This is a genomic window from Corynebacterium sp. MSK044, from assembly GCF_030232825.1.
GTDB lineage: Bacteria > Actinomycetota > Actinomycetes > Mycobacteriales > Mycobacteriaceae > Corynebacterium.
Genome location: NZ_JASPJJ010000001.1, coordinates 124,920 through 145,346, shown reverse-complemented (window position 1 = coordinate 145,346; position 20,427 = coordinate 124,920). Strand labels below are relative to the sequence as shown.

The following is a 20,427-nucleotide window of genomic DNA, read 5'->3' as shown; positions in this document are numbered from 1 at the left end:
AAGGGAGTTCACAACATGAAAAGTGCCGGCCCCACGACGGGGAGCCGGCACTTACTTAATAGGAAGCGAAACTCTAGAGGTCCAGATCATCCTCGAAGTCGCCCACCTCAATGCGGTCCACGATAGTGGACACGAAGCGACCTGCATCCGCACCATCAACCAGCTGGTGGTCGTAGGTGAATGGCAGGTAGCACATCTGGCGGATAGCAATCGAGTCGATGCCCTCCTCCGTCACAATCACCGGACGCTTCTGAATAGCGGCGGTGCCCAGGATGCCGGCCTGCGGCGGGGTGAGGATCGGGGTATCTAGCAGTGCACCCTCGGAGCCAATGTTGGACACCGTGAAGGTTGCGCCGGCCAGGTCAGACGGACGCAGCTTCTTGTTGCGTGCACGCTCAGCCAGATCCGCAATGCCCTTGGCAATATCAGCCAGAGACATGTCCTGAGCATTCTTCAGCACCGGAACCAGCAGGCCCTGCGGGGTATCCACAGCGATGCCAATGTTGACCGTGTCGTGGTAGGTGATCTCCTTGGTCTCCGCGTTGTAGGACGCATTGACGTTCGGGTGCTGCACCAATGCCTCGGCCGTGGCCTTCACAAAGAAGTGCAGGTACGTGATGTTCACGCCATGCTTATCGACGAATGCCGGCTTCACACTCTTCCTCAGCTCCGCGACGCGAGTGACGTCTGCCTCCTGGACGTGGGTGAGCTGTGCAGTGGTCTGCAGCGACTCAACCATCTTGGAAGCCGTGATCTCACGGATACGGTTGACCTTCTGCGTGGTGCCGATGAGCTCAGCCTTAGCCGCATCCACGGACTTGGTGGACCAACGTGCACGCTGACCAGAATCCTTGGCCTCAGCAGCACCAGATGCAGTAGGTGAGCCACCCTCAGCAGCAGCGATGACATCCTGCTTACGGATGCGCCCGCCAACACCGGTGCCCTCAATGCTGTTCAGGTCCACGCCATGCTTCTCTGCGAGCTTGCGCACCAGCGGAGTGACGTACGGAACCTTGCCACCGTTGTCCACGGTCTTCGGTGCCTCAGTCTTCGGTGCCTCTGCCTTCGGTGCCTCGGCAGGCTTCTCTTCCTGCTTCGGAGCTTCTTCCTTCGGTTCCTCTGCCTTCGGCTCTTCCTCGGCAGGTTCGTCGGCCTTGGGCGCGTCTGCCTTCGGCTTTTCCTTGGTGGGTGCTGCGTTGGCGTCGCCGATGCGGGCGATGACTGCGCCGACTTCGATGGTGTCGTCTTCCTCGGCGAGGATTTCCACGATGGTGCCTGCAACCGGGGATGGGATTTCGGTGTCGACCTTGTCGGTGGAGACCTCGAGCAGCGGTTCGTCGACCTCGACAGTGTCACCAACAGACTTCAGCCAGGTGGTGATGGTGCCTTCGGTGACCGATTCGCCCAGCTCTGGCATCTCCACATCGGTGGCGTCGCCGGAGCCGGCAGACGGAGCTTCTTCCTTCGGTTCCTCTGCCTTCGGCTCTTCCTCGGCAGGTTCGTCGGCCTTGGGCTCGTCTGCCTTTGGCTTTTCCTTGGCGGGTGCTGCGTTGGCGTCGCCGATGCGGGCGATGACTGCGCCGACTTCGATGGTGTCGTCTTCCTCGGCGAGGATTTCCACGATGGTGCCTGCAACCGGGGATGGGATTTCGGTATCGACCTTGTCTGTGGAGACCTCGAGCAGCGGTTCGTCGACCTCGACAGTGTCACCAACAGACTTCAGCCAGGTGGTGATGGTGCCTTCGGTGACCGATTCGCCCAGCTCTGGCATCTCCACATCGGTGGCGTCGCCGGAGCCGGCAGACGGAGCTTCTTCCTTCGGTTCCTCTGCCTTCGGCTCTTCCTCGGCAGGTTCGTTGGCCTTGGCGGAATCGCCGGAGTCATCGGAGGACGGCTTCTCATCCGCGTCCCCCACGATGGCGATGACGGAACCCACCTCAACGGTGTCATCTTCCTCTGCCTTAATCTCAAGCAGAACACCCGATACAGGGGAGGGAATTTCCGTGTCGACCTTGTCTGTGGAGACCTCGAGCAGCGGTTCGTCGACCTCAACAGTGTCACCAACAGACTTCAGCCAGGTGGTGATGGTGCCTTCGGTGACCGATTCGCCCAGCTCGGGCATCTCAACTGAGTGAGCCATTATGTTTGAGTCTCCTCTACAACTTTGCAGACGTTTATCCGCACCTAGCGTACCCGCTTCGCCATTTTCGTGTTCGAATAGTGAGGGGTTGGGAATCACGTGGCATAAGATGTGGTGCGTGTTTAATCTCTTTGGCTCCCGCAAGAAGCCCTCTGCTTTCAAGCCGCCGCGTGGTCCGGGGGAGACCGTGCGCCCGGAAGATGCCCAGTATCTGAAGGCGTGGGTGGCGGATAAAGGGTTCGTGGAGGGGTTTGTTGAGCCGGAGACGATGGTTAATGAGATGTCTGTCGTGCTCGTCGCTGAAAATGGGGAGTACACGCGCCGCAAAATTGGGGGTCCGAAGGGAATTGATGCGGTGAGCAAGTTGCTGGGCATTCCGCTTTACGACGTCGAAGAGACCGGCTACCCCGACCGCATGCGCAAACGCATTGAACAGGAGCGCATCCTGCGCAAGAGGGCTGAACAAAGGGAACGTCGCGCTAAGTTTGAGCGCGGCGAGGACCCTAATTCGTAGAGGTTCTACTCGGCAGAAAGCTGGGGTTAGGTAGCAAAAAGTGCATCTAACCCGCTGGAGACACACTTGCAAACAACTAGGGCCTGGCGCTCCTGTGCCACGGTTAGCCTTGGGTGCCCATTCCCGGTGTAAAATCTTACATTGCGCCGGAAACTATTGAGCTGTAGAAATTGTCTACCAGGGGTTTCATTCGAGCCGATTTTTCGCGTTGTAAATTTTTACACACCCCCGGAGAAGGAAAGCGGCCAAGGATCCCCTGGTCCCCTTCATCCTCCACGGTGGCCACGGTGGCAGACACACTTTTTACTTCTTAGCGGCCAGCTGCGTGAGCGTATCCACGATGGTGCGGACTGGTACACCCGTTGCGCGGGCCGGCGTGAAGCCGTAGGCGCCGCCGGTGTTCCAGGCGGGGCTGGCAACGTCGATATGCGCCCACTGGATACCTTCACCCACGAACATGGCTAGGTATGTGGCGGCGAACTCCATCCCGCCGAAGCGGTCCGGGTTGGTGTTCTTGATGTCAGCGACGGCGGACTTAATCTCCTCATCGTGCTCTTCCAACATCGGCATTGCCCATCCCGGCTCGTCTAGTTCACGGGCAGTTTCTGCGATGGCATCGCGCAACTCGTCCGAACCCATGACGCCGAAGGTGCGCTTACCCAGCGCCACCATCTGCGCACCGGTGAGCGTGGAGGTTTCGATGAGGTAGTCCGGGTTGTCCTCACTGGCCCGCGCAATCGCATCGGCCAGAACCAAACGGCCCTCCGCATCGGTATTGATCACTTCGCTGGTGATCCCCCCGTAATGGGTAATCACATCGCCGGGGCGCTGGGCCGAACCAGACGGCATGTTCTCCGCCATGGCCATCCACGCATCAATACGGACCGGTACATTCAACGCAGCGGCAGCACACGTGGCGGCAAGCACAGCAGCAGAACCGCCCATGTCCATGACCATCTGCTCCATGCCGGACGCCGGCTTCAGGGAGATACCGCCGGTATCAAAGGTGATGCCTTTGCCGACGAGCGCCACCGACGTCTCAGCACCCTCCGGTGCCCAGGTCAGGTGTACCAAGCGCGGTGGGTTGTCCGATCCCTGGCCCACGGCCGTGATGCCGCCGAAACCCTTGTCCTCCAGGTCCTTCTCGTCGAGGACCTCCACTGTCAGACCAGCTGCTTCACCCACGGTGCGTGCGAGCTCTGCATAGTTGGCGGGGTAGAGCAGGTTGGAGGGGGTGTTCACTAGATCACGGGCGAGTGCCACTGCGTGGCAGATGCTCACAGCAGCCTCGAAGTCAGCGTGGTCCTCTTTTTTGCCCACGACGGTGACGAGCGTGGAGTTGTTCGTCTCATCCCCGTCTGTGTTGTCCTTGGTTTTCAGGCCCTCGTAGGCGTACCCGCCCAGCAGGAGACCCTCCACCACGGGACGGACACCAAAATCGGCAGTCACAACAGCGTGCTCCGAGCCCTTGAGTGCACGTGCAGCAGCACCCATCGCGCGGCGCACGGCAGTTTCGGTGGAATGCGGCCCATCGGTATCACCCAGACCCACAGCAATGAACAGAGTGCCGTCCACCACAGTCTTGGTCACTTCACCTGCGGAACCTTTCGCGCCAAGAGCCTCCAATGCATCAAGGAGACCCTCCGTGGTCAGCTGGGAGACTGGCAGCTCCAGGCCCTCACCGGCTGACACCGGGATGATGCGCGCGGCGCCCTCGGGAACGTCGATAGCAAACTCGATCTGTGCGAGACGGCCGTGCGAGGGCAAGACGTCAGTGAAATGGGGCAAAACAGTCATGGGGTGCTGGATCCTCCTTGTAATAAAGGTCTTTCTTCTTGGCCCCGATACTACTGACGCTGGTGGTATTCACCCGCGGAGTATGCTTCAAAGGCATGACACAGCTGGAATTCACCGTGACCAAGAATGAAAACCCGGCCACCGCTGAAGAGCGCGCCGCTATCCTTGCCAACCCTGCGTTTGGCAGGCAGTTCACCGACCACATGGTCACCATTGACTGGACCGAAGACAAGGGCTGGCACAACGCGCAGGTCCGCCCCTATGAAAATCTCTCTTTTGACCCGGCCAGCATGGTGTTCCACTACGGCCAGGCCATCTTCGAAGGCCTGAAGGCCTACCGCCATGCCGATGGCACCATTGTGACCTTCCGACCGGAGCAGAACGCGCAGCGCATGCAGCGCTCCGCAGAGCGCCTGGCCATGCCGGAGCTGCCGGAGGATGTGTTTATTGAGTCCCTGCGTCAACTCGTGGACATCGACCAGGACTGGGTGCCCGCCGCTGGTGGGGAAGCATCCCTGTACCTGCGTCCGTTCATGATTTCCACACAGGTAGGCCTGGGCGTTCACCCGTCAGATAGCTACACCTATATCCTCATCGCTTCGCCGGCGGGTGCCTACTTCTCCGGTGGTGTGAGCCCCGTCAAGGTGTGGATCAGCGAGGACTATGTTCGTGCCGCGCCGGGTGGAACCGGTGCTGCCAAATTCGCTGGTAACTACGCTGCTTCTCTGCTTGCTCAGGCGCAGGCAGAGGAGAAGGGCTGTGATCAGGTTGTGTGGCTTGATGCGATTGAGCGCAAGTACATCGAAGAAATGGGCGGCATGAACCTCATGTTCGTATACGGCTCCGGCGATGACGCCAAGGTGGTCACTCCAGCCCTGTCCGGCTCCTTGCTGCCCGGTATTACACGCCAGTCCCTGCTGCAGGTCGCGCAGGACCTTGGTTACGCCACCGAAGAAGCCCGTATCTCTGTTGAGGACTGGAAGAACGACGTGGCCTCCGGCGCCATAACCGAAACCATGGCGTGCGGTACCGCCGCAGTGATTACCCCGGTGGGGCACGTTGTGGGCAATAACGTCGACTTCACTATCAATGGCAACGACGCAGGGGAGATCACCATGAAGATGCGTGAGCGCCTGACCTCCATCCAGCGTGGTGAATTCGAAGACACCCACGGGTGGCTGCACATCCTCGTTCCTGCGAAGTAGGCGGAACGCTTAGGGGGTTTCGCTGCGCATCTCATCGCCGACCAGCTCAACGGCGGAGATGATTAGTGGCAGAACCGCCGCAGCGCCAGCACCTTGGCCGGTGGACATGTTCAGCGTGGCCACCGGTGTCAGGTCGAGTGCCTGCACACAAATAGTGGTGCATGGCTCGGGGCTGACCTGCCCCGCAATGAGCCACTGTTTGGTGCCCGGTGCAACACGTTCGGCGACGTAGGCGGCGAGGGCGGTGTAGGCGCCGTCGATAAGCACGGGTGTACGCCGCACCGCGCATTGCGCAATGAACGCGGTAAGCGCAACGAAGTCCGGCGCGGAGATGGCTTGCAGAACGCGCGCAACATCATCCCGGAAACCACGTGCGCGGAACATGGCGTCGCGCACCGCAGCAACCTTGACCTTCCACACCTCATCATTGATCCCGCTGCCGCGTCCCACAGCGACAACCGGTTCAGTGAAGGTGAGCGTGCCTAAAACGGCGGCGGCGACCGTCGTATTGGCTACGCCGAGGTCACCGGCGACCAGCAGGTCAACGCCAGAATCAATCTCCCGATCCGCCGTGGCGGCACCGAGCTCCGCGGCGGCAAGGAATTCTTCTTCCGTCATCGCATCGGTGACATCAATGCCGCCGGAACCTGAACGAATGGCTGCGGCGTCATGGTTCAGACTCACATCAACCAAGTGCACCGACGCGTCTGCGCGCTGCGCCAAGGTGTTGACGGGGGCCGCGCCAGAGTTAATTTCCTCCGCCTGGACAAGAGACGCCTCCGGGGTAAACGCGGACACACCACGCTCAGCTATCCCGTGATCACCGGCGAAAATGATGACACGTGACGTTTTGATTGGGCGTGGAGGAGCCTCACCCTGGCACCCGGCCATCCACGCGCCGATGCTGGCCAAACGCCCAAACGATGCACCGCGTGGGTTGAGCGTCATCGCTTCCTTCGCACGTGCTTGTGCAGACAGATCCGGGGAGGGGACCGGAGGGAAAGTGAAGCCGTCAGTGAAACGCACGGTGAGTCCTAGACGTTGTCGCCGATAGCCACCTGCGGTTTCGGTGTGCGCCAGTTACGCGGCTGGAAAGCGCGTGAAACGGCATACATGCCCAAACCGAAACCAGTCTCCGTGGAATCCGGGAACTTGGCGCGCACTGCCTTGTTAGCGCGCTTGCCAATGAAGATGCCTTCCGTGAAGGTGGCAAGAATGAACACCATCGCAGCCACTGACAATGCCGCTGCAACCTCCGGGAAGAACTGGCCCAATAGCATGATCACCAGCATGATAAGCGCACCCGGCATGACAAAGTTGGACAGGAAGCGCCTGGAATCAACCCAGTCACGCACGTAGCGGCGGACCTCACCTTTATCGCGGTCCAGCAAGTAGCGCTCATCGCCAGCATCCATCTTCGCCTGGATGTCCTTGTTCTGTGCACGGCGCTGCGCGCGCTCCTGCTTCTTGTACTCCTTCCACTCCTCCTTGGACATGGAAGCTTTCATTTCCTTGCGCTTCTGGGAAGCCTGAGCTCGACTCATCGCGTTCGGATCACGCACAACACCACGCTTGATCTCCTGCTCATGGCGCTTCGGTGTCGGGCGTCCCTTCGGTGGGGTGTAGCCCTTCGGCAGCTTCTTCTCCGACTCGCTAGCTGTGGTGGGCTCAGCGGTAGAGGAGCTGTTAGTCGCGGGCGCCTCGGGCGCATCAGATTTCTGCCAGGGGAGTTTCACGCTCTCTAGGCTACAAAATCAATTCATCCGATTGGGAATACGGGGCAGGGACCCGTGCGTTATGGGGTACAAAGGGGTCTCACCTGGACAAGTTAGGGTGGACTAGCATCCGAACGGGAAGCCAGCGTAGGCTCGGGACCCAACACGATAAAGGCAAGGAGAGACGATCCATGACTGCACCGACTTCCGCCACTGGCGTAGAGCTCACCGAGGCCGCAGCAGCCAAGGCTAAGGCGCTGCTTGATCAGGAGGGCCGTGATGACCTGTCTTTGCGCATCGCCGTCCAGCCTGGTGGTTGCGCCGGCTTGCGTTACCAGCTGTACTTCGACGACCGTGACTTAGACGGCGACAAGTCCGACGTTGTCGGTGGTGTCCGTCTTGTCGTGGACAAGATGAGCGTGCCTTACCTGTCCGGCGCGAAGATCGATTTCGCAGACACGATTGAGCAGCAGGGCTTCACCATTGATAACCCGAACGCCGGCGGTTCTTGCGCCTGCGGCGACAGCTTCAACTAACAATTAAGTAACCGGGGGCTGTCCTTGTTAGTAGGACAGCCCCCGGTTTTCGTTTCCCGGTTTTTGTTGCGGGGGGCGCCAAGTCTCGGGTGCGTCCGCGATATGGTTCCGGAAACGCTACTGGAAATCACTATTCTCGATCTGCGGACTTTTTGTGACCCCTGTTTTTGGTCTTCTGTGTTGATTAGCTTGCTGTGACCAAGGCTCGTTGTTGAGCCAGGGTTGTGTACTTGCCGTCTGGGCTGGCGCTGAGCGGGTTTAAAGGTCCACCGGGTAGTCCTTTTGCTCAATGCCTGGGTCGATGCGGTGCTCCACGAAGATGCCGTGCCAGACCATGAAGGCCAGGACGGTCCACAGACGGCGCGAGTGGTCAGAGACACCATCACGGTGCTCCTTGAGCATTTCTAGTACCTGGTCCTTGGCAAAAATGTCCTCGGTCTGGGACTCGTTGATAGTGTCCTGCGCCCAGCCGTACAGTTCATCGCCTGCGAGCCAGTGGCGCATGGGCACCGGGAAGCCGAGCTTCTTGCGGTGGAGGACATGCGGGGGAACGATCTGCTCCATGGCCTTGCGCAGCGCGTACTTCGTCGTGCCGTGAGCGATCTTCAAATCTGCTGGGATGGTTTCAGCGACGGCGAAGACCTCCTTGTCCAGGAATGGGACGCGTAATTCAAGGGAGTGCGCCATGTTGATCTTGTCGGCCTTGACCAGGATGTCGCCGCGCATCCAAGTGAACAGGTCCAGGTGCTGCATACGTGCTACTGGGTCCATGTCCTTGGATTCCGCGTAGATCGGGGCGGTAACTTCACGGTGATCCCATTCCGGCTTCGCCCACGGCAGAACACGCTCCAGCTGCTGGTAATTAAAGGAGCGTGCGTTGCCGTAGTAGCGGGTTTCCATTGGGGTCGTGCCACGCTCGAGCAGGGACTTGCCCTTCATTCCTTCCGGCAGGACCTGGCTGAGCTTGTTGAGCCCCTTCAGAAGAGGGGAGGGGAGCTTCTCAAACGGTGCGAGTGAGAGTGGCTCCTTGTAAATGGTGTAGCCACCGAAGAGCTCATCCGCGCCCTCGCCGGACAGCACCACCTTCACGTACTTACGGGCCTCCTGTGCCACGAAGTACAGCGGTACCAACGAGGGGTCAGCCACTGGGTCATCGAGGTACCACATGATTTTCGGGATCGCGTCAGCATATTCTTCGGGCGAGACGATTTTGACGATGTGCTCCACACCAATCGCGGCCGCTGACTCCGCAGCCACGTCAACCTCGGAGTAGCCCTCACGCTCAAAGCCAGTGGTGAAGGCCAAAAGGTTTGGGTTGTGGCGTTTGGCTAGCGTTGCAATCGCTGTCGAATCGATGCCACCAGACAAGAAAGAGCCCACAGTCACATCAGCACGCATGTGCTTTTCGACGGAATCCTCCAACACCGCCGCAATCCTGTCGAACAGCTTCTGCTCCTCGCCGGACTTCACCGGAATGACGTTGAACTTCGGGGCGAAGTAGCGCTTCGCCTCGACGGTGCCACCGGGTGTGAGGGTGACGGTGCAGCCGGACTCGACGCGTCGAATAGCAGCGTGCAGACTTTCTGGCTCCGGCACGTATTGAAGGTCGACGTAATGCTCAATGGCGCTGTAGTCCAAGTCAAGGTTCAGGCCGAGTTCCGGAGCCATTTCTAGGATGGACTTCTTTTCGGAGGAGAAGACTGTGCCGGCTTCCGTGGTGGCGTAGTAGAGGGGCTTGATGCCGAACTGGTCGCGCGCGGCGAACATGACCTTGTCTTGGGTATCCCAGATGACAATGCCGAACATTCCACGCAGGTGGTTGACTACCTCCTCTCCCCAGTGGTGGTAGCCCACCACAATGGTTTCGGAGTCACCCTCAGTATTAAAGGTGTAACCGTAACCAGATAGCTCCTCGCGCAGCTCAACGTAGTTGTAGATCTCACCGTTGAAGGTCAGCGCATAACGCTCCGGATTATCGGCCGGCCCCCAACGCAGTGGCTGGTGGGAATGCTCAAGATCAATGATGGCCAAGCGGTTAAAACCAAAGACTGCGTCATCATCATGCCATGTGCCCGCAGCGTCCGGGCCGCGGTGACGGAAGCAGGGGAGGGCCCTCTGTGCAGCGTCGACAAAGCGGGGCGCATCTGAGTTGCTGGTCAGCATTGCGAGTAGACCGCACATGGGTGGGTAGCTCCTTAACTCACGGAAGAATTGGGTGATTAGCTCCCCCAACAATAGAAGCCAGATAGGCGGGTAGCAGAATCACCGCGCGGGTGGCGCATGAATGGTAATGATCGCCCCACCTTTAGCCCGTCCCCGATAGGGGTGCAACTTCCGGTTGATCTTATTGAAGGCATTTGTGATCACGGTTACGTAATGGCCTGTAAAGTGCGCCATCTGTCCATGTCGGGGGTGTGCTTTGGCCTTAAACTTCACGGGGAAAGCGTGGGCGGGGGCAACGCGCTTATGGGGCAGGTTAAACATGCGCGAATGATCAACTATTCTGACTGGGTAGGAATATTCTGTTTTGCTGCATGCAGCTCTTCTTACGAAGGGGTGAACGGAGCATGGAGGGTATTCACAGCTTTAATTAGCTTTCATACAGCGTTCAAAAGCGTTTAACAGCGTTCATCAGTGTGGACAGGAAGGCAGACACACGTGGAAACGGTAAAAAACCGCGGTCTAGCTAAGAAGTTCGGCGTCGCCGGTCTTCTGGCTGTGGCTGGCATTGCTCTTACCGGCTGTGAGGTCGCACCGCCGAGCTCCATGTCGAAATTGCTCGACATGGGCTTCCCGGATCCGGTGACCCCAGAGGCTCACAGCATGTACAACTTCTGGGTCTGGGTCTGGCTCGCAGCCTGGATCATCGGCATCATCATGTGGGGCATCTTCATCTACGCGATTTTTGCCTGGAACGGCAAGCGTCGTGAGAAGAAGGGCCACGGGGAGTTCCCGAAGCAGCTGCAGTACAATGTGCCACTGGAGCTCGGACTCACCATTGTTCCGATCATCATCGTCATGGTGCTGTTCTTCTACACGGTTCAGGCGCAGACCAAGGTTGTCGCACTGGACAAGAATCCAGAAGTGACGGTTGACGTCACCGCGTACCAGTGGAACTGGAAGTTCGGCTACGCACAGGTTGGTTCCTCGCTGTCGCCGACTGGCTCTGACTATGACGGTCAGGATGTTGAGCGCCAGAAGCTCGCGGACGAATCCAAGTTCGACGACGAGTCGATCCACAACGCAAACCCGATCCACGGCCGCTCCATGAGTGACCAGTCGTTCCTGCGTTACAACCTAATTGAGACGATTGGTACTACCGAGGAGATTCCGGTTCTGGTTCTGCCGACCGAGACTCCGGTGGAGTTCCGTCTCGCTTCTGGTGACGTCTCCCACTCCTTCTGGGTTCCGGAGTTCCTGTTCAAGCGCGATGCTTATGTCCACCCGGAAATCAACCAGCAGCAGCGTAGCTTCCAGATCGAGCAGATTGAGAAGCCAGGCGCCTACGTCGGTCGCTGTGCTGAAATGTGCGGTACCTACCACGCAATGATGAACTTTGAGATCCGCGCGGTCACGCCGGACCAGTTCCGTGAGTACATGCGCTTCCGTAATGAGAACCCGGAAGCCTCAAACGCTGACGCCCTTGAGGCGATTGGCGAAGCTCCGTACGCAACGTCCACCCGTCCGTTCAACTCTGACCGCACCGGCACCCGCGATGGCAACAATGCTGTCGACAACAATGCCGTGCAGAACGTCTAAGAGAGGCTAGGGAAAAGAAATGGGAACTGGAGCAAAGATCTTCTACGCGCTCGGCACCTTCTTTGTCATCGTGGCTGTCATCTACGCAGTGGCAACCAGCTACATCGGTGACGATGCTTACCTCTCGGGTTACGAGTGGGCAGGCGGTGTCGCTCTCGTCCTGGCTACGGCACTGGCCTTCATGCTCGGCGGCTACCTGCACTTCACCGAGCGCCGCATCGATATCCTTCCGGAGGATTGGGAGGAAGCTGAGATTGAGGACGGCGCAGGTGTCCTTGGTTTCTTCTCGCCGGGTTCCATCTGGCCGGCCGCCATGACTGGTGGTGTTGGCCTCATGGCTCTGGGGATCGCCTTCTGGCAGCTGTGGCTGCTGGCTCTCGGCGCAGTCGTGCTCATCTGGGCAACGACGATGCTGAACCTGCAGTACGGTATCCCCCGCGAAAAACACTAACGCTGTACTGGAACGCTGGCCCCCGCACCCCTTGTGGTGTGGGGGTTTTCCTTATTAAATAGGGCGAGGCCCAACAAAAGATGGTGCGAAGAGGGGTCAACCGAAAGTTCGCACCGAGCGGGGTTTTGCCAGGCAGAAAATGTGAATCCCATCACACTTGGGAACTACTTTGAATTTCTGGGAACTCCAATTCTGGGAAGAGGCGTAATGCGAAAAATGGGCTGAGGGAAATCAGCCAATATTTGGCGCGCCATGACCTGCAGGGATGTAAGGAAAAAACTCGTGCCAGCAAGTTCTTCATCGAAAGTTGGACACCAACACGCCAAATTTGCAAAGAAAATCGGGAGGTTAACTGCCGTGTTCACATGAAAAACTCGGGGGTAAACAAGGTGACTTTAGGCTTCAAAAGGGAGATACTAGATTCCGTGACGACTGCAACAACTAACCCAGGTATGGCGACTTCACCCGAGCGTCTCCCTGCGCTGAACCGTCCGAACATGGTCAGCGTGGGAACGATCGTGTTCCTCGCCCAAGAATTGATGTTCTTCGCCGGACTCTTCGCGATGTACTTCACGTCGCGCGCGAACGGCATGGAAACCGGCGATTGGGCCAACCAGACGGCCAATCTCAACGTGGTCTTCGGACTCATCATCACTATCGTGCTGGTGACGTCTTCGGTGACCTCACAGTTGGGCGTGTTCGCCGCCGAGAAGGGCGATGTCTTCGGACTTCGTAAATGGTTTACGGTAACCATCCTTCTTGGTGTGGTGTTCCTGGGCCTCGTCGCCTTCGAGTGGGCCGAAATGATCATGCACGGCGTTACCGTGCAATCGAGTGTTTACGGTTCGGTGTTCTACATCATCACCGGCTTCCACATGGCTCACGTGACTGCCGGCATCATCGCCTTCATCGTGGTGATGCTCCGCGTGGCTAAGTCGAAGTTCACCCCGGCGCAGGCAACTGCCGCCATGGTGACCTCGTACTACTGGCACTTCGTCGACGTTATTTGGATCGGCGTGTTCGTTACTCTCTACCTCGTTCAGTAGTCGCGCCCAGCGTGCAGATGAAGCTGAACACCGATTTTCGCTAAGGGATCAACATGGATAACACCCCAAAGAAGGCGCGGAACCGCCGCAAGTTGCGCCGGTCCGCAGCTGGCGCCATGGCGCTGACCTTCGGTCTCACGGGTGCTGGCCTTTTGGCCGCAGCCCTGACTCCGGATGCTCAGGTTGCCACCGCACAGCGCGACGACCAGGCGATGATCCAAGAGGGCAAGGATCTTTACGATTACGCCTGCATTACCTGCCACGGTGCAAACCTGCAGGGTGTCAAGGATCGCGGACCGTCGCTGATCGGCACCGGTGAAGGTGCTGTCTACTTCCAGGTCAACTCCGGCCGTATGCCGATGAAGTCCAACGACGCACAGGCTGAGCGTAAGAAGCCGCGTTTCACTGAGGCGCAGACCCTCGCTATCGCCGCGTATGTTGCAGCTAACGGCGGTGGCCCAGAGCTCGTGTACAACGAGGATGGGTCGATTGCTATGGAAGAGCTCCGTGGTAAGAACTACGACGGCACGATTCAGGCTGCCGACGTCGCCCGCGGTTCAGAGCTCTTCCGTCTGAACTGTGCCTCCTGCCACAACTTCACCGGTCGTGGTGGCGCACTGTCCTCCGGTAAGTACGCGCCGGTGCTGGACCCTGCTAACGAGCAGGAGATCTACCAGGCCATGCTCACTGGTCCGCAGAACATGCCTAAGTTCTCCGACCGTCAGCTGACCGCTGATGAGAAGCGCGACATTATCGCCTTCATTAAGTCCGCTAAGGAAACCCCGAGCCCGTCGGGCTGGGCACTTGGTGGCATCGGCCCGGTTGCTGAAGGCCTGGCAATGTGGATTATCGGTGTCACTCTTGTTGGCGCCGCTGCTATGTGGATTGGATCGCGCTCATGAGCAATGAAGTGAAGAAGAACTACACCAAGGCTGAGCTCGATAAGATGAGCAATGCCGAGCTCGCTGCTCTGGGCACCGAGCTCGATGACGTGACGGTTGCGTACCGCAAGGAGCGCTGGCCGATCGAAAACGACCCGGCTGAGAAGCGTGCTGCCGCAGGCGTCATGGCTTGGCTGATCATCTCCATTGTTATGGGTATCGCCTTCTTGGGCGTCTACCTGTTCTGGCCGTGGGAGGCAAAGTTCCATGGTGATGAAGGCCTGCTCCTTTACTCGCTGTACACCCCGCTGTTGGGTCTCACCTCCGGTCTCTCTCTTGCTGGTCTTGGCTTCGCCATTATCCAGTACGTGAAGAAGTTCATCCCGGAAGAGGTCGCAGTCCAGCGTCGTCACGATGGTCGCTCCTCCGAGTTGGATCGTCGTACGACCACTGCTCTGCTTAATGATGCATGGCAGACCTCCACTCTTGGTCGCCGTAAGGTCATGAAGGGGCTGCTTGGTGGCGCTGGCCTGATGGCTGGTTTGGCTATCATCGCTCCGATGGGTGGCCTGATCAAGAACCCGTGGCGTGTGCGTCATGACATGAACTACCTGGGTGACGGCACGCTGTGGACCCAGGGTTGGTCGATGGCCCGCAACGGCACCAAGCTGTACCTCGGTCGTGACACCGGCGCTATTGCGGAGCTGCATGAGACCGGTAAGGGCGACCACTACAGCACCGCCGGTGTTTCTCGCCTGGTGCGTATGCGTCCGGAGGATCTGGATGCTGCTTCGATGGAGACGGTGTTCCCGCTTCTCGAGGAAGACGTCAACGATGGCGACAAGTACGACGCTGAGCGTGACGTCTACGAGCAGCACATGCACTCACTGCACGGTCCGCGTAACGCCGTCATGCTGATCCGCCTGCGCTCCGCTGATGCCGAGAAGGCAATTGAGCGTGAGGGCCAGGAGGACTTCCACTACGGCGACTACTACGCGTACTCGAAGATTTGTACTCACATCGGTTGTCCGACGTCTCTGTACGAGGCGCAGACCAACCGCATCCTTTGCCCCTGCCACCAGTCGCAGTTCGACGCGTTGCAGTACGGCAAGCCGGTGTTCGGCCCGGCAGCACGCGCTCTGCCGCAGCTGCCGATCGACATCGACGAAGACGGTTACCTCATCGCCCGCGGGGACTTCATTGAGCCCGTTGGCCCGGCATTCTGGGAGCGTAAGTCCTAATGAGCACGAAACTCGCAAAAGCCGCGGACAACGCTGATTCGCGGTTCACAATCGCGGGCGTTCTCCGCCCACAGCTGAACAAGGTTTTCCCGACCCACTGGTCCTTCATGCTCGGTGAGATGGCGCTGTACAGCTTCATCATCTTGCTGCTGACTGGTGTCTATCTGGCCCTGTTCTTCGACCCTTCCATTACGAAGGTTATCTACGAAGGTGGCTACCTGCCGCTGAACGGCGTTGAGATGTCTCGCGCCTACGCAACTGCCTTGGACATCTCGTTTGAAGTCCGCGGTGGTCTGTTCATCCGCCAGATGCACCACTGGGCCGCGCTGATGTTCATGATGGCGATGTTCGCCCACATGATGCGCATCTTCTTCACTGGTGCGTTCCGTCGCCCACGTGAGGCTAACTGGATCATCGGTTCCACCCTGATCCTGCTTGGTATGGCCGAGGGCTTCATGGGTTACTCGCTGCCGGACGACCTGCTCTCCGGTGTGGGTCTCCGTATTATGTCCGCCATCATCGTGGGTCTGCCGATCATCGGTACCTGGCTGCACTGGGCTATGTTTGGCGGCGACTTCCCGTCCGACCTCATGCTGGATCGTTTCTACATCCTGCACGTGCTGATTCTCCCGGGCATCATCCTCGCGCTCATTGCGGCGCACCTGCTGCTCGTCTGGTTCCAGAAGCACACCCAGTTCCCGGGTCCTGGTCGCACCGAGAACAATGTCGTGGGCATCCGTATTATGCCGGTGTTCGCAGTCAAGGCAATTGGCTTCGGCATGGTGGTCTTCGCAGTGCTGGCTTTGATGGCAGGTGTTACCACTATTAACGCCATCTGGAACATTGGTCCGTACAACCCGTCCCAGGTTTCCGCTGGTTCACAGCCTGATATCTACATGCTCTGGACTGACGGTGCTGCTCGTGTCATGCCGGCATGGGAGCTCTACCTTGGCAACTACACCATCCCTGGTGTGTTCTGGGTTGCGCTCCTGGCAGGTGCCATGGTCGTCGCACTGATCGCGTACCCCTTCATTGAAAAGAAGGTCACCGGCGACGATGAGCACCACAACCTGCTGCAGCGTCCGCGCGATGTTCCGGTACGCACGGGCATTGGCGTTATGGGCTTGGTCTTCTTCCTGCTGCTCACGCTGTCAGGCGGTAACGACCTGTTTGCCTACCACTTCCAGATTTCGCTGAACGCTATGACCTGGATCGGTCGCATCGGCTTGCTGGTTCTGCCGCCGCTGGCATACTTCATCACCTACCGCATCTGCATCGGTCTCCAGCGTTCTGACCGTGAGGTCCTGGAGCACGGTATTGCAACCGGTGTGATCCAGACCCTTCCGAACGGTGCGTTCGTGGCAGTTCACCAGCCCGTCGGTCCGGTGGATGAGCACGGCAACCAAATTCCGCTTGAGTACGGTGGCGCACGAGTACCGAAGCAGCTCAACGAGCTTGGCTACGCAGACTCCGAGACCTCCGGTATCTTCAAGGCTGACGATCCGGAAATCACAGCACGCCGTAACGAGATTGCCCGCAACAACCACCATGAAGAGGTGGAGACCCTGCGCGCACTTGAGGCGGAGAAATCCGCAACTGACCGCGACGCCGGTAAGTAAAAAACGGTTTAGCAAAGGCCCCTTTCCCCGAGTGGGAGAGGGGCCTTACGCGTATAACAAAACGATAAACACGATAATGTGACTAGAATCACAGTAAGTTTTTCTTCAGGTTGACAATTTCTAAACTTCGCATTGAGAGTTTTGGGAGAAGGGAAGATAACTGCAGGTAGGAATAGGTAGGTTGTTGATTCGTGTTGGCACTGCATTAAAGGGGGGGCAACGGGCGTTCGCGGTGTTTTCGGTAGATATTTTAAATAACAAGAAAATAACGGGCGCGCCGTTAGACAATCATCGTGTCCATTTCGTAACCTATTCGAGACCTTGCAGCCACCAGGCGGCAAGCGAAACCTAGACATCGTAAATACATACAGCCGAGTTCCTTTTGTTTCACCACATGACATGAGGAAGCCGGGGAACCGAAAATTTCCCTGGGGTGAACGGGAAACAAGGAGCGCCACCGCGGCGCCGGAGTTTCTTGTAGGTGATCTCTAGTACCGAACCCGACAGCTAACCCGGTAGGCGACTGGAAGATATGGAGTTACATAGTGGCTAAGCATCGCCGCCAGACCACGTCCGCGTCCAAACGCGGTCTTACTGCTGCATCCGCCGTTATCGCTGGCGCTACCCTCGTTAGCCCGGCCACTGCTGGCGCTGCTGAGGTGCGTGTCCCGAACACTAACCTTTCTGCATACGTCCCGGGCATTGACACCGTGCCGGGTATTGAGAACGTGCCGGGTATTGATCAGTGGGTTCCGTCCCTCGCTGGCAAGGCTGCTCCGGGCGCGAACTTCAACGCTGCTGTGAAGGGTGCTGTTCCGGCCCCAGTTCAGCCGCAGGGCCAGCGCATCGTTGAGATTGCCAAGTCGAAGATTGGTTCCCCGTACGTCTACGGCGCTGCCGGCCCGCAGGCTTTTGACTGCTCCGGCTTCACCTCTTGGGTTTACGCCCAGGCGGGTAAGTCTATTCCGCGCACCTCCGGCGCTCAGGCTTCCGCTGGCCAGCGCGTGGACATCAACGCTCTGCAGCCAGGCGACATCGTGGTGTACTACGGTGGTGCTTCCCACGTTGGCATCTACGCTGGCAATGGCCAGATCATCGATGCATTGAACTCTGGTACCCCCGTGGGTTACCGTCCGCTGAACTACATGCCGATCCACTCGGCAGTGCGCTTCTAAGCGGTAGAGATTTCGAACCCGGCTTCGGCCGGGTTTTCTCAATTTTCACACCTGTAACAACCAGTGGATTTGTACTTATTCGCTGCTTGACCGCAGAGTTCTAGCGCTGTACCTTTGTTTAAGGTTCTTGAGCTACAGGCTTGTTATTTTTGTCCGAAAAGAGGTCGCTTTAAGTGGACATGCGTCGCGCTTCCTTCCGTTTCCGTCCGATGGTTGTGGCGGGTCTCATTGCTGGATTTTCAGCGGTGAACCTGGCGGTGCCAGCGCAGGCTGATGAGATTGAAACGATCATCAAGGAGCTCAGCGACATCTCTGAGGAAGCGACTGCGAAGTCGGAAGAAGTAAAGAAGATCGAGGACGAGATCACCAAGGGTGAGGGCGAGGTCTCTGCGCTTCGTGAGTCTGCAGAGGATGCACGTCGTGATGCTGAGGAGGCCAAGGCGGCGCGCTCTGGTGCTCAGGGTGAGGTCGATGGTACGGCTCGGACCCAGTACCGGAACCTGTCTAATGATGCGCATTTGAACGCACTGCAGTCTGCTAACCCGCAAGAGGCGATTGACCGTTCTTCCTATCTTGGTTCCTTGTCGCGTTCCGCGCAGCGCACGTTGGAGGAATCCCAGCGTTTGAATGAGGTCGCTGCTTCGCGTGCGACGGACGCAGACATCGCGGTCGCTGTAGCTAACTTCCGTCAGAGTGAGCTGGAAAGCAAGCGCGACAAGCTTCAGCGTGAACGCGAGGAGCTGGATGACAAGGTTAAGGAGATAGAGGCCAAGGTTGATGGCTTCACGCCGGAGCAGCGTGCGCGCTGGGAGGCGAAGAACGGCCCGGTTGCTCTCAATGTGCCAGCCTCGGCGCATGCTTCTGGTGTTGTGTCGGCTGCTTTGGCTAAGTTGGGTTCGCCGTATGGCTGGGGTGCAGCTGGTCCGAGCCAGTTCGATTGCTCTGGTTTGATGGTCTGGTCCTATGCTCAGAACGGCAAGTCGATCCCCCGTACGTCCCAGGCGCAGCTTGCGGGTGGTACACGCGTGTCCATGTCGGAGCTTCAACCGGGTGACATCATTGGTTACTACCCAGGTGTGACGCACGTGGGCATGTACATCGGTAACGGCCAGGTGGTTCACGCGTCGGATTACGGTATTCCGGTTCAGGTTGTTCCATTGAATTCGATGCCGGTGCAGGGTGCAGTCCGCTACTAGCCGGGTCCTGCTTGTTACGAATGATTTCCCGCCGACAGTTGGTGGGATTCAGTCGTATCTAGAGCAGTTTGTTTCAGAGGTCGTCGCGCGTCGGGGCCGCGATTCGATAGTCGTATTCGCGTCGACGCAGGATGTGGAAGCTGCGAAGCTTTTCGACGCTGCCCAGGAGTACCTCGTTCACCGCTGGCCCCGCACGGTGATGCTTCCTACGCCGGCCGCAGCCCGTGAAATGAAGCGGATCATCCGGGAACACAAGATTGATACCGTGTGGTTTGGTGCGGCGGCGCCGCTTGCACTTTTGGCCCAAGAGGCACGCAAGGCTGGTGCCATGCGGATCGTGTCCACGACACATGGGCATGAGGTTGGCTGGTCCATGCTGCCCGTGGCAAGGCAAATGCTGCGCCGCATTGGGAAAACGACAGACACGTTGACGTATGTGTCGGAATACACGCGACGTCGATTTTCTTCTGCATTTGGTGCTCATCCGGACTATGTTGCTTTGCCTTCCGGTGTGGACACGGAGTTTTTCCGCCCTGCAACCTCAGCGCAAAAAGTGGGCACGCGCAGTGAGTTCGGCTATGGGGATGAACCACTCGTTGTGGTGGCCTCCCGATTGGTCGCACGTAAAGGCCAGGATCAACTGATTCGCGGGTGGGGCACAATACAAGAGGCTTTCCCAGATGCCCGTCTTGCCGTTATTGGGGAGGGGCCGTATCGGAAGAAACTTGAGCAGCTCGCGGTGTCTTATGCGCGGGCAGTGACGTTTCATGGGCGTCTGCCACGGACAAGCATGCGTGACCTTGTCGCAGCGGCAGACATTATGGCCATGCCGGCGCGCACCCGTGGAGGCGGGTTGGACGTGGAGGGTCTTGGCATCGTCTACCTTGAAGCTCAGGCATGCGGAGTTCCAGTCATTGCAGGTACCTCAGGCGGAGCACCAGAGACTGTTACTCCAGACACTGGCATTGTCGTCGATGGATCCCGAGCTCAGACGGTCGCGGAAGCGGTGGTGGAGCTGTTGGGGGACGGGGCACGCAGAAAAGCAATGGGCCTCAATGGGAGACAGCATGTGTCTGAGATTTTCTCCTGGCAAGCCTTGGGGGACAGGCTCGAGGGCGTGCTATTCGGAGAGCAGGGCTAGAATAATGCCCT

17 protein-coding genes and 1 riboswitch are annotated in these 20,427 nt (G+C 58.5%); of the genes, 12 read left to right on the top strand and 5 right to left on the bottom strand.

The genetic code is table 11. The features are described from left to right. Positions 1–73: 73 nt before the first annotated feature. Positions 74–2,140 carry a 2-oxoglutarate dehydrogenase, E2 component, dihydrolipoamide succinyltransferase gene (gene sucB, locus QP994_RS00675; protein ID WP_284865005.1) on the bottom strand — a complete coding sequence of 689 codons (2,067 nt, stop codon included), beginning with the start codon at positions 2,138–2,140 and terminating at the stop codon, positions 74–76. 118 nt (positions 2,141–2,258) lie between these two features. Between sucB and QP994_RS00670 the strand changes: the two genes are divergently transcribed. Next, positions 2,259–2,654 (top strand): oxidoreductase, encoded by a 396-nt coding sequence (locus tag QP994_RS00670; protein WP_284854483.1) that lies wholly within the window; start codon positions 2,259–2,261, stop codon positions 2,652–2,654. Positions 2,655–2,957: 303 nt separating this feature from the next. Here the strand turns inward: QP994_RS00670 and QP994_RS00665 are convergent, their stop codons facing one another. Beyond that, entirely contained in the window at positions 2,958–4,451 is a 1,494-nt protein-coding gene (locus tag QP994_RS00665) for a leucyl aminopeptidase (RefSeq protein WP_284865004.1), read from the bottom strand. A 95-nt stretch (positions 4,452–4,546) separates the two neighbouring features. On the opposite strand from QP994_RS00665, the gene QP994_RS00660 reads away from it, so the two are divergent. After that, positions 4,547–5,656 (top strand): branched-chain amino acid aminotransferase, encoded by a 1,110-nt coding sequence (locus tag QP994_RS00660; protein WP_284865003.1) that lies wholly within the window; start codon positions 4,547–4,549, stop codon positions 5,654–5,656. 9 nt (positions 5,657–5,665) lie between these two features. On the opposite strand, the gene QP994_RS00655 is transcribed toward QP994_RS00660, so the two are convergent. Together QP994_RS00655 and QP994_RS00650 are read right to left on the bottom strand one after the other, a co-directional pair. Beyond that, positions 5,666–6,682: a nicotinate-nucleotide--dimethylbenzimidazole phosphoribosyltransferase gene (locus tag QP994_RS00655; protein ID WP_284854486.1), complete on the bottom strand. Its 1,017-nt coding sequence runs from the start codon at positions 6,680–6,682 to the stop codon at positions 5,666–5,668. Between the two features lie 8 nt (positions 6,683–6,690). Further along, positions 6,691–7,392 (bottom strand): DUF3043 domain-containing protein, encoded by a 702-nt coding sequence (locus tag QP994_RS00650; RefSeq protein WP_284854487.1) that lies wholly within the window; start codon positions 7,390–7,392, stop codon positions 6,691–6,693. Positions 7,393–7,562: 170 nt separating this feature from the next. On the opposite strand from QP994_RS00650, the gene QP994_RS00645 reads away from it, so the two are divergent. Beyond that, the gene (locus QP994_RS00645; protein WP_034661932.1) at positions 7,563–7,907 is read left to right on the top strand and encodes a HesB/IscA family protein; all 345 of its coding nucleotides are present in this window, start codon (positions 7,563–7,565) and stop codon (positions 7,905–7,907) included. Between the two features lie 258 nt (positions 7,908–8,165). Here QP994_RS00645 and asnB read toward each other — a convergent pair whose 3' ends face one another. Beyond that, positions 8,166–10,088, bottom strand: a complete 1,923-nt coding sequence (gene asnB / locus QP994_RS00640) for an asparagine synthase (glutamine-hydrolyzing) (protein ID WP_284865002.1) — start codon at positions 10,086–10,088, stop codon at positions 8,166–8,168. Between the two features lie 477 nt (positions 10,089–10,565). Here asnB and ctaC point away from each other — a divergent pair, with 477 nt between their 5' ends. From ctaC to QP994_RS00595, 9 genes are all read left to right on the top strand, one after another. Beyond that, the gene (ctaC, locus tag QP994_RS00635; RefSeq protein ID WP_284854490.1) at positions 10,566–11,666 is read left to right on the top strand and encodes an aa3-type cytochrome oxidase subunit II; all 1,101 of its coding nucleotides are present in this window, start codon (positions 10,566–10,568) and stop codon (positions 11,664–11,666) included. Between the two features lie 19 nt (positions 11,667–11,685). Next, positions 11,686–12,117, top strand: a complete 432-nt coding sequence (gene ctaF / locus QP994_RS00630) for an aa3-type cytochrome oxidase subunit IV (protein WP_284854492.1) — start codon at positions 11,686–11,688, stop codon at positions 12,115–12,117. Between the two features lie 425 nt (positions 12,118–12,542). After that, positions 12,543–13,163 carry an aa3-type cytochrome oxidase subunit III gene (gene ctaE, locus QP994_RS00625; protein ID WP_284854494.1) on the top strand — a complete coding sequence of 207 codons (621 nt, stop codon included), beginning with the start codon at positions 12,543–12,545 and terminating at the stop codon, positions 13,161–13,163. 53 nt (positions 13,164–13,216) lie between these two features. Next, positions 13,217–14,065 (top strand): cytochrome bc1 complex diheme cytochrome c subunit, encoded by an 849-nt coding sequence (qcrC, locus tag QP994_RS00620; RefSeq protein ID WP_034661921.1) that lies wholly within the window; start codon positions 13,217–13,219, stop codon positions 14,063–14,065. Next, positions 14,062–15,285 carry a cytochrome bc1 complex Rieske iron-sulfur subunit gene (gene qcrA / locus QP994_RS00615; RefSeq protein ID WP_284854495.1) on the top strand — a complete coding sequence of 408 codons (1,224 nt, stop codon included), beginning with the start codon at positions 14,062–14,064 and terminating at the stop codon, positions 15,283–15,285. Before qcrC ends, qcrA begins: the two co-directional genes overlap by 4 nt. Beyond that, entirely contained in the window at positions 15,285–16,904 is a 1,620-nt protein-coding gene (gene qcrB, locus QP994_RS00610; protein ID WP_284865001.1) for a cytochrome bc1 complex cytochrome b subunit, read from the top strand. The genes qcrA and qcrB overlap by 1 nt, the downstream gene beginning before the upstream one ends. Before the next feature lie 359 nt (positions 16,905–17,263). Further along, positions 17,264–17,441, top strand: a riboswitch (cyclic di-AMP (ydaO/yuaA leader). Positions 17,442–17,449: 8 nt separating this feature from the next. After that, entirely contained in the window at positions 17,450–18,079 is a 630-nt protein-coding gene (locus tag QP994_RS00605) for a C40 family peptidase (protein WP_284854498.1), read from the top strand. Between the two features lie 179 nt (positions 18,080–18,258). Beyond that, positions 18,259–19,275 carry a C40 family peptidase gene (locus QP994_RS00600; protein WP_284854499.1) on the top strand — a complete coding sequence of 339 codons (1,017 nt, stop codon included), beginning with the start codon at positions 18,259–18,261 and terminating at the stop codon, positions 19,273–19,275. Continuing rightward, positions 19,259–20,416: a glycosyltransferase family 4 protein gene (locus QP994_RS00595; RefSeq protein ID WP_284854501.1), complete on the top strand. Its 1,158-nt coding sequence runs from the start codon at positions 19,259–19,261 to the stop codon at positions 20,414–20,416. Before QP994_RS00600 ends, QP994_RS00595 begins: the two co-directional genes overlap by 17 nt. Positions 20,417–20,427 lie beyond the last annotated feature (11 nt).

Coding starts and splice junctions, on each gene's coding strand:
- sucB (WP_284865005.1), bottom strand. CDS start 2,140: ATGGCTCACTCAGTTGAGATGCCCGAGCTGGGCGAATCGGTCACCGAA.
- QP994_RS00665 (WP_284865004.1), bottom strand. CDS start 4,451: ATGACTGTTTTGCCCCATTTCACTGACGTCTTGCCCTCGCACGGCCGT.
- QP994_RS00660 (WP_284865003.1), top strand. CDS start 4,547: ATGACACAGCTGGAATTCACCGTGACCAAGAATGAAAACCCGGCCACC.
- QP994_RS00645 (WP_034661932.1), top strand. CDS start 7,563: ATGACTGCACCGACTTCCGCCACTGGCGTAGAGCTCACCGAGGCCGCA.
- asnB (WP_284865002.1), bottom strand. CDS start 10,088: ATGTGCGGTCTACTCGCAATGCTGACCAGCAACTCAGATGCGCCCCGC.
- ctaF (WP_284854492.1), top strand. CDS start 11,686: ATGGGAACTGGAGCAAAGATCTTCTACGCGCTCGGCACCTTCTTTGTC.
- qcrC (WP_034661921.1), top strand. CDS start 13,217: ATGGATAACACCCCAAAGAAGGCGCGGAACCGCCGCAAGTTGCGCCGG.
- qcrA (WP_284854495.1), top strand. CDS start 14,062: ATGAGCAATGAAGTGAAGAAGAACTACACCAAGGCTGAGCTCGATAAG.
- qcrB (WP_284865001.1), top strand. CDS start 15,285: ATGAGCACGAAACTCGCAAAAGCCGCGGACAACGCTGATTCGCGGTTC.
- QP994_RS00600 (WP_284854499.1), top strand. CDS start 18,259: ATGCGTCGCGCTTCCTTCCGTTTCCGTCCGATGGTTGTGGCGGGTCTC.